The 10810-nt window shown below is 68.7% G+C and carries 8 protein-coding genes and 1 pseudogene; 4 read left to right on the forward strand and 5 right to left on the reverse strand.

Translation table 11 applies throughout. The features are described 5' to 3' along the window. Positions 1-627 precede the first annotated feature (627 nt). Positions 628-1652 (forward strand): annotated as a pseudogene (locus AC5RWU_RS22540) (VIT1/CCC1 transporter family protein). 501 nt (positions 1653-2153) lie between these two features. Here the strand turns inward: AC5RWU_RS22540 and AC5RWU_RS22545 are convergent. Continuing rightward, a complete protein-coding gene (locus AC5RWU_RS22545; protein ID WP_493986412.1) occupies positions 2154-3341 on the reverse strand; it encodes a hypothetical protein in 1188 nt (395 codons plus the stop codon). Between the two features lie 578 nt (positions 3342-3919). Between AC5RWU_RS22545 and AC5RWU_RS22550 the strand changes: the two genes are divergently transcribed. Continuing rightward, complete coding sequence (locus AC5RWU_RS22550) at positions 3920-4432, forward strand: hypothetical protein (protein ID WP_493986413.1); 513 nt, start codon at positions 3920-3922, stop codon at positions 4430-4432. A gap of 70 nt (positions 4433-4502) precedes the next feature. After that, positions 4503-5453, forward strand: coding sequence for an AfsR/SARP family transcriptional regulator (locus tag AC5RWU_RS22555; RefSeq protein ID WP_493986414.1), 951 nt, complete (start codon positions 4503-4505; stop codon positions 5451-5453). Between the two features lie 251 nt (positions 5454-5704). On the opposite strand, the gene AC5RWU_RS22560 is transcribed toward AC5RWU_RS22555, so the two are convergent. The 4 genes from AC5RWU_RS22560 to AC5RWU_RS22575 form a co-directional block, all read right to left on the reverse strand. After that, positions 5705-5848: a hypothetical protein gene (locus AC5RWU_RS22560; protein WP_493986415.1), complete on the reverse strand. Its 144-nt coding sequence runs from the start codon at positions 5846-5848 to the stop codon at positions 5705-5707. Positions 5849-6202: 354 nt separating this feature from the next. Then, complete coding sequence (locus tag AC5RWU_RS22565; RefSeq protein WP_493986416.1) at positions 6203-7006, reverse strand: ABC transporter ATP-binding protein; 804 nt, start codon at positions 7004-7006, stop codon at positions 6203-6205. After that, positions 7003-8103, reverse strand: a complete 1101-nt coding sequence (locus AC5RWU_RS22570) for a FecCD family ABC transporter permease (protein ID WP_493986417.1) — start codon at positions 8101-8103, stop codon at positions 7003-7005. Before AC5RWU_RS22570 ends, AC5RWU_RS22565 begins: the two co-directional genes overlap by 4 nt. Then, entirely contained in the window at positions 8100-9125 is a 1026-nt protein-coding gene (locus tag AC5RWU_RS22575; protein WP_493986418.1) for a FecCD family ABC transporter permease, read from the reverse strand. Before AC5RWU_RS22575 ends, AC5RWU_RS22570 begins: the two co-directional genes overlap by 4 nt. Before the next feature lie 154 nt (positions 9126-9279). Between AC5RWU_RS22575 and AC5RWU_RS22580 the strand changes: the two genes are divergently transcribed. Further along, positions 9280-10296, forward strand: coding sequence for an ABC transporter substrate-binding protein (locus AC5RWU_RS22580; RefSeq protein WP_493986419.1), 1017 nt, complete (start codon positions 9280-9282; stop codon positions 10294-10296). The last annotated feature ends 514 nt before the right edge of the window (positions 10297-10810 follow it).

A 10810-nucleotide genomic window follows, 5' to 3' on the forward strand; every position in this document is an offset into this window, starting at 1 on the left:
GGTCCGCGGCGGTGCCGCAGCCGGCGAGCAGCGCTGCGGACAGCAGCGCCGGAAGGGCTGTTTTCTGCATGTGCTCCTCCTGCCCGTCCGCCGCCACCTGCCGTCCGGGACAAGGAAGGCCGGGGGCGGTTCTGCGGTTGCGGGGCCGGTCCCGACCGGCCCGTCACTGTCCAGCATCCGCCTTTCAGGCCTGGTTGCGGCCCGGACTGCACCCCAGTGATCGGATGCTGGGGTGGGAACCGGCGGCCTGCGCACTCCTGACACTGCGGGAGGAGCCGCCCGGCAACCGGATCGGTCGGACGGGTGCAGTCCCCTGCCGTCCGGTACCGTCCGGTCCCCGCGGGCCAGGGCGGGTCAGGGCGGTCAGGGCGGGTGCCGGATGGATTAGGATGAGGGGCGTCGAAGGGGAGTAGTTCCCACCGCCCGCCAAGCGCGGGCGCAGCGGCGCATCGACATACTGGTTTCCCGGACGGGAGGCCGGTGCGCCACCCGCCACAAATGGCGGGCGAGCGAGACCTTCGATCAGATTCTGCTCTGATCGAAGCCGCGCCCGCCGCCGCATTCCGGTCAGTGCGCAGCCGTGAGGACAGTCATGACCGATGTGCCTGACCGGAATCAGCCGGCCACCTGGCCAATGAACGGGCAGAAGCCGCAGTGTACCGGGATCTGGCCGGCCGGCGTTCCGGCGAGGAACGGGCGATTCTGCTGGCCCTGGCCGAGGCCGAAAGCCGGCACGAACAGCACTGGGAGAACCTGCACGGCGACAACATCGGCCGCCCGCGGCGCGGTGATCTCAGGACCCGGCTGCTGGACCTGCTGGCCCGCCGGTTCGGTTCGGTCTTCGTCCTGGCCCTGGCCCAGCGGGCCGAATCCCGCTCCCCGTACGAGCGGGACGCCGATGCGACCGCGGCCATGGCCGCGGACGAAAAGATCCACGAGGAGGTGGTCCGGGCCCTGGCCGCCCGCGGACGCAACCGGCTCTCGGGAACCTTCCGTGCGGCGGTTTTCGGCGCCAACGACGGGCTGGTCAGCAACCTGTCGCTGGTCCTGGGCGTCGGAGCCAGCGGGGTGCCCAACCGGGTCGTGCTGCTGACCGGAATCGCCGGTCTGCTCGCCGGTGCCCTCTCGATGGGAGCCGGCGAATTCGTCTCCGTCCGCTCCCAGCGCGAACTGCTGGAAGCCTCCATCCCGGACCCCGAAGCCCGCCGGGCTCTGCAGCGCCTGGACCAGGAAGCCAATGAACTGGCCCTGATCTACCGGGCCCGCGGCATGAGTGCCCGGCAGGCTGTTGACCGGGCGGCCGAGCTCTGGCCGATCCGGGCTCCGTCGGGGCGGAAGAGCCCCGGACCGCGGACCGTGATGAGCACGAGGCCATCGGCACCGGCATGGGCGCGGCGCTGTCCAGTTTCGGCTTTTTCGCCTCCGGCGCCATTATCCCGGTGCTTCCCTACCTGGTCGGCCTGCAGGGGCTGGCCGCTGTCATCGTCGCGGGGGTCATCGTCGGACTGGCCCGGCTGATCACCGGGGCCATCACGGGCCTGCTCTCGGGCGCCCCGCCGCTCAAACGGGCCCTGCGCCAGCTGGCCATCGGCTACGGCGCCGCGGCGGTGACCTACGCGCTCGGCCTGCTCTTCGGCACCGGCGCCCTCTGACGCCCCGGGTGCCGGCGGGCCCAAGGTAAATGCAACAGCCCGTCCCTGCACTGGCCGTAGTGGATCGGTTTTAATGACCCCAATTATTAGAACCGCGGCTCCCGCCCCGCATCCCGGGACGGGAGCCGTGCTCCGGGGTGTTACTGCACCCCGTCAGCACAGCGGGGTCAGCACAGCGGGGCCAGAACCCCGGAACCGGGCAGCAGGCATTCCTGCGGATCCGCCGCGGACTTCACGGCCGTCGCCTCCCGCCGGCAGGACAGCCCGGCCATGGCCGGCCCTGGACTGCGTGGACATCCTCATGCGAATAAGCCCCACCGGGCTTCAGACCCGCACACATCCTGCAACCGGCGCCTGATGTACCGGCGGACCTGCGGTTTCCGCAGCTGCCATGACCAGGAATACAACAGCTATCGGTGCTTATCCCCGCAGCACATATAACGGCCGGGTCTGCCGCACATGCGCGGCAGACCCGGCCATAACCTTCAGGCGCAGGGGATTCTAACCCTCGACGTCGGGAAGGACGTCATCGGCACCGGGCACATGCACCGGCTCGGGCACGATGTCATCGTCCGCCTCCGGAGCATCAGCGACGGGAGCTTCAGCCACCGGAGCCGTCTCCGGAATGGCAGCCTCCGGGGTCTGGACCTCGGGGACCTCCACGACCTCAACCGGCACAGCGGTCTCAGCCGGCTCAGCCTCGGCCGGCTCGGTCTCTGCAGGCTCTGCAGCGGCCGGTTCGGCAACCGGTGCCGGAGCGGCAGCGACGGGTTCGGCAGCGGGTGCAGGAAGCGGGGTGCCGTTCTCCTGGGCCTCCTCAGCGGCCTCAACGGTGTCCTTGGCCACCTGGTCGGCCGCCTCCATGGCCTCTTCGAGCCGGTCAGCCTCAGCCTGGGCCGCTGCCAGCTCCGCATCGGAAACTGCACCTTCCTCCAGCTCACTCAGGGCTTCCTCGGCGGCGTCGAATTCATCCTCGGCAACGTGGGCGATGGCTTCGGCCTGTTCCTCAACACCCTCCAGCGCGTCCTCGTCCTCGGCTTCGTCCTCGACTTCAGCTTCTTCGGCTTCAACACCGACAGCCTGGGCGGTAAAGCCCTCCTCAGCCGGGGCCTCCTCGACCGGAGCTTCCTCAGCCGGGGCCTCCTCGACCGGAGCTTCCTCAGCCGGGGCCTCCTCGACCGGAGCTTCCTCAGCCGGGGCCTCCTCGACCGGGGCCTCCTCGACCGGAGCTTCCTCAGCCGGGGCCTCCTCGACCGGGGCCTCCTCGACCGGAGCTTCCTCAGCCGGGGCCTCCTCGACCGGGGCCTCCTCGACCGGAGCTTCCTCGACCGGGGCTTCCTCGACCGGGGCCTCTTCAGCCGGAGCCTCTACTTCAGGAGCCTCTTCCGCATCCTTGGCAGCGTCTTCGGCAGCTTCAGCCGTATCTTCCTCAGCTTCCGCTTCCTCCTCAGCGGCCTCTGCCTCGGCTTCGGCTTCGGCTTCGGCTTCGTCAGCCGGAGCCTCCTCGACAGGAGCCTCCTCTGCGGCAGGAGCCTCTTCTGCGGCGGGGGTGTCTGCGGCTACGGTTTCGGCCGCGACGGTGGCGGGATCTTCAACATCGTCGGCAGCCTGGGAGCCGGTGATGCCGCCGGCGAGGAAAATGCCGGCAACTGCGGCCGTTCCGATGATCTGCCTGGTCTTGTTCTGCATGGTTTTCTCCAAACACTGGATTTCGAGGTGCCGCACCGGCACCGGGGTCAGGGTTGCGGACCGTTGTGCCTGCGCCGTTCACATTGGGGTGTGCGCGGCTATTTGAGCGTTAATTCCGGTGTGCAATTCCTGAACGTATTTTTCCCACTTTCGGGTTGGAAAAAGGTTTACAGTTTCTGAGAATTCCTTAATGCATCCGTGATGCATATTGATGCCTCCGGGATATACGGCACAACACAGACCTGCGATGCGCGGAAACACGAGCGTCCGCTCCCTGCTTTGGTCCGTCCATACGAGCTGGCAGCGGGTCGGCCGGCCGGAATTATTGGGCTGGCGGATTATTTCCGCAGTAATTTCTTTTATTATCCGGGTAGGAGATGAGAGCAGTATGAGATCTTTCTGAAGGTTTTCTCATCCGCCGGGCAGCGGCATTTCCACCTTTTCCCAGCCGGTGCGTTTCACACTCGATTCCGGACATCCGGGGCGGAGATGAGAGTTCCTTCACGGCTTTTTCATGCGCTTCTCATCGGCCCCGCGCACAGTAAGGGCATGACGACACATGCGGGAGGAGCCCGGCGGTGAGACTGGTGTGGGGTTTGGCCGCGGGCCTGCTGCTGGCCTGCTGCGCGGCGGCCCTGGTGATCTGGAGCCAGGCGGCCGCCGGGCCGCCGGCCGCCGGTCTGCCCGGAGTCAGCATCGGCGTCACCGTCAGTCCGGCGGCCCATGACATCCCGACGGTGCGGCTCACCGGTCCGGCCCCCGCGACACCGCCCGCCGGCGCCGAACCGCCCGCCCCCGCCCAACCCGCCCCCACCGAAGAGCCCGCTCCCGAGGCGGTGCCGGAGGCTCCGGAGACAGTCATAGCCCAGCCGGTCACCCCGCCCCCTGCTCCGGCTCCCGCCCCTGCCGTGCCCGCACCGGTTCCGGTTCCGGTCGTGCCGCTGCCGGCCGCACCGGTGCCCGCCCCGGCAGTCCCGGTTCCGGTGCCGCAGCTGCCTGCCGTGGAGCCGTTCGATGACAAGGGCGGCCTGCGGGACTCCGGCGGAGATTTCGAGGACGGTTTTGATGACAGCGGCGGTCTCGATGACTGACCGGCAAGGAAGCCTCCGGCCGGCGGAACCGCCGGTGACGGGAAACGGTATCGGGTGAAGGAGGACGGTCATGAAGACATCCGGGCAGCCGCGCCGGCCGATGTGGGTGCGGATGATCGGGAGCCTGCGGATCCGGACCCGGGACCGGGATCTTGATGCCTACAGTCTCGGCGGACCCAAGCCGCGCCAGCTGCTGGAGATCCTGCTGCTGCACCGCGGCACCGTCGTGTCCCGGAACGAGATCGCCGAGCTGCTGTGGAACGGGGACCCTCCCGGCCATCCGGAGGCCACCCTGGAAAGCTACATCAGTGTCCTGCGCCGCCACCTCCAGCCCGGGCAACGCACCACCGGCCCGCTGCGCGCCGCAGCCGACGGCTACCTGATCGAGCCCGGTCTCCTCAACATCGATCTGGACCGCTTCGAGGCCCTGGTCCGTGCCGCCGGCCCCGCCTGTCCGGAACAGGCCTACGGTCTGCTGTGCCGGGCGCTCGAGCTAACCGGTGAGCCCCTGCTGGCCGATGAAATGCACCAGGACTGGGCCGAGACCGAACGCGCCCGGCACACCCTGCAGGTCACCGAAACCCGGATCCGCGCCTCCGAAACAGCCCTGCGGATCGGCCGGATTCAGGAAGCCATCGACTGGGCTCAGTTGGCCCTGCACACGGACCGGGTCAGTGATCGGGGCTGGACGGCCCTGATCCTGGCCCTGGAGGCGGCCGGCCGCCCTGCCGAAGCCCTGCAGGCCTATGAACGGTACCGGCACCTGCTGGACCGGGAGCTGGGCTGTGTCCCCGGCCCCGCGCTGCGGGCCGCGCGCAACCGGCTGCTGGCCGGCGCCGCGGACGGACACGCCGAGCTCTCCGAAGCCGCCGCCGCCCTGGCCTGCCTCTATGAACACCGGCCCGGCACCGCCGCCGAACCAGCCGACCCCCGCGCCCTGTCCGCGGCAGCAGACACCCTGGCCGGCTACGTGCACAAGGCACTGCACCAACAACCGGCACCCGGGCCAACGGAAAAGTAACCGGCACCGCAGGCCCGGCCCCTGGGCCAAAGATCCGAAAACAGGTTCCCCGGATTCCCGGCGCCCGCTCATTCAAACGCCGATAACAGCGCATATGACGGCAGCAATGGGAGTGGTCTCCCCGATGCCCGAGATTGCTCGAAGTGAGGCGTGTAGATGCCGCGTTCCAGCTCTTTCGAAGGTCTCTCAGTGACGGTGCAGAATAACCGCCAGCTCTAAGTCAGAGGGTTCTGATTCTGTTCAGCCGCGCGTCAGGACAGACGCCTGAATTCCCCCGGCCTGAGCTGCACATAGATCGGCAACACCATCTGGATGTGGGTAACGCCGACCGGCTCGTCGAGCAGCTCGTTGAGCGAGGTCTGCCCTTCCAGCTCATAAGCCTGGTCCCGATCCATGAATTGACCATAAACGCACCTGAACGCCCCGACCCCTTAGATACGCGTCTTCCGGGCCTTACCCGGCTTCTTAAGAGAGCCAGCCACCGGCAGATAACAGTGCATATGACATCCCCGGGGCTTGTCAGTGTTAGCGGGAGTTCAACTGTTTTGACCGGGCCTGTCCAAACATTGACGCCTACGTTGTGCAGGTCCGCCACCCCGGGTACTGGCCGGAAGAATACGGGGATCGGGAGGTGGTTGTGGCGCGCCGCCTCGCGCCTGTGGGGTCAGGTGTACCGCCCGTGCATCGTGCTCCCCCTGGAAGCGGCTGATGCCGGTGCTGTTCCGGTGTCCGGGTTTAGATATCGGGGTTTAAAGGCCCAGGGGGATCACGTGGGGCCGGCCCTCGGTGGGTTCGGTGATGACAGCGGCGCGCAGACCGAAGATGTCCTGGAGCAGGTCGGGGGTGATCACTTCCTCCGGGGCCCCCTCGGCGACGATCCGTCCGCCGTGCATGGCGATGATCCGGTCCGAGTAGCGGGCCGCCAGGGAAATATCGTGCAGCACCATCAGCACGGTCCGGCCGTGCTCACGGTTGAGCCGGCGGACAAGCTCCAGGACCTCGACCTGGTGCGCCAGGTCCAGGTAGGTGGTCGGTTCATCCAGCAGCAGGATGTCCGTTTCCTGTGCCAGGGTCATGGAGATCCAGGCCCGCTGGCGCTGGCCGCCGGACAGGTCCTCCAGGGACCGGTCGGCCAGGTCGGCGATGTCCGTGGCCCACAGGGCCTGGATGATGACCTGCTCATCCGCGCGGGAAAACTGCTGGTACCACTTCTGCCGCGGATGGCGGCCGCGGGAGACCAGGTCGGCGACGGTCAGCCCGGACGGCGCGCTGGGGGTCTGGGGCAGCAGGCTGAGCTGGGTGGCCACATAGCGGGTGGAGCGCTGGCCCAGCGGTGTTCCGTCCAGCAGAACGTTTCCGGCCGCGGGCGGCAGCAGGCGTCCCAGCCCCTTGAGCAGGGTGGACTTTCCGCAGCCGTTGGGTCCGATGATGGAGGTGACGCAGCCGTCCGGGACCGTCAGGGTCAGGTTCTCGACGACGGTGCGTCCGTCATAGGCCAGCGACAGGTTCTGCGCCGTCAGGCGGCCGGTGGTTCCAGTGATGGTGGCGGTCATAGCTGTTTCCTTTGCGCGGCCAGCAGCAGGTAGATCAGGTAGGGCGCGCCGAGGACGGCGGTGCCCACGCCCACGGGCAGCGAGGTGGGCAGCAGATTGGCGGAGAGGGTGTCCGCCACCAGGACAAACACGGCACCGAAGAGGGCGGACACGGCCACCGGCGGCACCGCTGTGCCGGTGAGCAGGCGGGCGATCTGCGGGCTGGCCAGCGCCGCAAAGGCCAGCGGGCCGGCCACTACGGTGGCCAGCGAGGCCAGCAGGACGGCGATGGCCATGGCTGCCAGCCGCACCGCACCCAGGCGGGCGCCGAGTCCGACGGCGGTCTCCTCCCCAAGGCTGGTGACCAGCAGCAGGCGGGAGACCAGCAGTGCCGCCAGCATCAGGACGACCCCGATCCAGGCCATGGGCACGACCAGCGGCCAGTCCTTGCCGTTCAGTGAGCCCATCATCCAGGTCAGTGCCTGGGCCGCGCTGGTCACGTCGCCCAGGGTCAGCAGCCAGGTGGTCAGGCTTGTGGCCAGACCGGAGACACCAAGTCCTACCAAGATGAGCCGATAGCTGTCGATGCCCCTGCGGTACGCCAGCAGGTACACCGCGGTGCCGGCCAGGACGCCGGAGGCGAAGGCGGCAGCGGGCATGCCGATGTTGGCCGCCGCGCCACTGAGCCCGGCGGCCCCGCCACCGGCCGCCAGCAGGACGCCCACGGCACCGACCGCGGCCCCGGAGGTCACGCCCATGATGTCCGGGCTGGCGAGCGGATTCCGGGCGACCGTCTGGGTGATCGCCCCGGCGGCGGCCAGGCAGGCCCCCACCAGGATGGCCGCGGCCGTGCGCGGGGCCCGGAATTCGGTCACGGCCAGGTGGGTCTGCGGATCGGCGGTGTCCCCGAACAGGGCCCGCATCACCGCCGCGTACTCCAGGGCCAGTCCGCCGAAGGCCAGATGGAGGCCAGCCGTGGCCAGCAGCAGCACGGCCAGAAGGACGCCGACGGCCAGCGTGCGGGGGTGCCAGCGGAACGAGGCGCCGCCGATCCGCACTGCCCGGATGGAGCGGAGGGTGACCGGCTGCTCCGTTTTTTCGATGACAGGTGCGCTCACAGCGTGACCAGTTTCCGGCGTCGGGCCAGCAGGATGAAGAACGGGGCGCCGATGACGGCCAGCACCACGCCGGCGGACAGTTCGCCCGGGCGGGCAATGACCCGGCCGGCGACGTCGGCCAGCAGCAGGACCGCCGACCCGCACAGGGCGGACGCCGGAACCAGCCACCGGTAGTCGGCGCCGACCATGGCGCGGGCGATATGCGGAACGATCAGTCCGGCGAACGCGATGGGTCCGGCCATCATGACGGCGCAGCCGGCCAGCAGGGCGATGGCCGCGACGCCGAGGGTGCGGGCGCGCAGCAGGGAGACGCCCAGGGAGCGTGCCGTGTCTTCGCCCAGGGACAGGGCGTTCAGTGAGGCCACATTGGCGGCGGCCAGCGCCGCGCCGGCCGCGACCAGCGGCCAGATCAGCTTCAAGGTGCCGTCCCCGCCGGCCAGGGAGCCGACCTGCCAGAAGCGCAGGGCGTCCAGGGCCTCATCGTTGAGCAGCACAATCGCCGTGACCACCGCGGAGAACAGGGCCGTCACCGCGGCACCGGCCAGGACCAGGGTGATGGGCGTGGCGCCGTGCCGGGCTCCGGAGGCAATGGCAAAGACCAGGGCGCAGGCCAGCAGGGCGCCCCCGAAGGCCGCGGCTGCCTGTACCAGCCCGGGGACAGCACCGGCGACGGCGGTGACGGCCACGATGGCCAGGGCCGCTCCCTGAAAGATGCCCAGCAGCCCCGGATCGGCAATGGGATTGCGGGTGTGGCCCTGGACCAGGGCACCGGCCAGGCCCAGGCAGGCGCCCACCACCAGTCCGAGGACGGTCCGCGGCCAGCGCAACTCCAGGATGGTGACATCCATGGTGGTGCCCGTGGGCGTGAACAGGGCATGCCAGACCTCGGCCGGGGTGGAGGCGGCGCTGCCGATGCAGACGCTGGCCAGCATGGCCGCGGCCAGCGCCGCGGCGGCCAGCAGCAGCCAGCCGAGCCGGCGGGGCAGGGAAGCCTTCCTGGCCTCGGGTGGAGTCTTCAACATTTCCTCAAATGTGACGGAGTGGACAGGCGGGGCAAATGTGCTGCTACAGTCTACGACGAACAGCTAAGCCTCACCTAAGTTACTGCCCAAAGCCAAGGTGTCTGCCGATGCTGTCCCGTCGTCGACCGTCAGGTCCACTACCGAAAGTGAACACGTGACAATCCATTCCGTCCTGAAGAAGGCCTGCGCTGTTGCAGTGCTGGGAGCGCTACTGGGCACCACCGCCTGCGGTACCGGCTCCACCTCCGGCGAAACCGCGGCTGCCTCCAGCTCCGACGAGGCCGGCACCACCGCCGGTTTCCCGCTCACCGTCGAGCATGCGATGGGCACCACCGAAATTCCCGCCAAGCCCAAGCGCGTCGTGGTGCTGGACTCCAGTTACATCGATGCGGCGCTGCTGCTGGATGCAAACATCGTCGGCTACGCCCACCATGACCCCCAGAACCCGTTCGGCTCCTACCTGGGCGATGTCAGCGAGGAAACACAGGACGCGGTCAGCGTGGGCGCACTGGCCGAGCTGGACCTGGAGAAGATCCTGGAGCTGCAGCCGGACCTGATTGTCTCGGCCAAGATCCGCCACGAGGCCCTGTACCCGCAGCTGTCCAAGATCGCCCCGACCGTCTTTTCCGAAACCACTGGCGCCAACTGGAAGGAAAACGTCATCTTCCTCGGCCAGGCCCTGGGCGTGAAGGAGAAGGCCGAAGACCTGATTGCCGACTACGAAGCCCGGGCCAAGGCCGTGGGCGAGGAGATCCTGGCCGCCAACCCGGACATGACCTACTCCCTGGTCCGCTTTGCCGGCGGCGACACCGCGCGGCTGTACTCGTCCAATTCCTTCATCGGCCACATCATGACGGACATGGGTCTGCCCCGTCCCGAAGGCCAGCCGGACACCACGGAGAAGGTCTTCGTTCCGCTCTCCCCCGAGCAGATCCTGACGGCCGACGCCGGACTGATCATGGTCAGCACCTATGCTCCCGCAGGAGCGGAGGGGGATCCGGCCCGGGCCCAGCAGGAAAGCTACCGGTCCAACCCGCTGTGGGAGCGGCTTGAAGGGGACATCCTGAACGTGGATGACACCACCTTCCTGACCTCCGTCAGCGTCCAGGGCGCCAACGCGGTCATCACCGAACTGGCCAACCACTTCGGCGTCGATCCCCAGCTCCCCTGACACCGGGCCCGCGGGGCGCGTGCTCACCTCTCATTCCGGCAGGTGAACACGCGCCCGGTCCATCCCTTCGGTTCCCACCCCTGCCGCGCGCTCTGATTCCACCCGCCCGTCTCCTGCGGCAAGCTCCATGCTTCGCCCGAAAGCAGGACAACGAGGGCGCACGGCCCGCGCAACAGGCCCGGGACCCACGCCCATAAGCCCCGCACCGCTGGCTCCCCTGGAAACCGCAGAAGCGATTCCCGCCGCCTGTGCCTGTGAGGCCGGCCTGGCCGCCTGAAACAATCTCCCGGGCCATGGCCGCGACGGCCCGACGGGTTTCAGGCAGCGGCCGGGCCGCCCGGTTCATTCCGTCCCTGCCGTTCAACGGTCGTACAGAACGCCTCCTTCCCCTGACAAAGTAGGTTAGGGGCCATGAACGCCGATAACAGCGCATATGAAACCTGCGGCTCGGGGTGGAGCCGCGGACCTGCCGATCCAGCACGCGCCTGTGGGCGGCTCTGGCCTGTCAGGCCGT

This window comes from Arthrobacter sp. B0427-1-12, assembly GCF_059092905.1.

Coding starts and splice junctions, on each gene's coding strand:
- AC5RWU_RS22565 (WP_493986416.1), bottom strand. CDS start 7,006: ATGACCGCCACCATCACTGGAACCACCGGCCGCCTGACGGCGCAGAAC.
- AC5RWU_RS22555 (WP_493986414.1), top strand. CDS start 4,503: ATGAAGACATCCGGGCAGCCGCGCCGGCCGATGTGGGTGCGGATGATC.
- AC5RWU_RS22545 (WP_493986412.1), bottom strand. CDS start 3,341: ATGCAGAACAAGACCAGGCAGATCATCGGAACGGCCGCAGTTGCCGGC.
- AC5RWU_RS22575 (WP_493986418.1), bottom strand. CDS start 9,125: ATGTTGAAGACTCCACCCGAGGCCAGGAAGGCTTCCCTGCCCCGCCGG.
- AC5RWU_RS22560 (WP_493986415.1), bottom strand. CDS start 5,848: ATGGATCGGGACCAGGCTTATGAGCTGGAAGGGCAGACCTCGCTCAAC.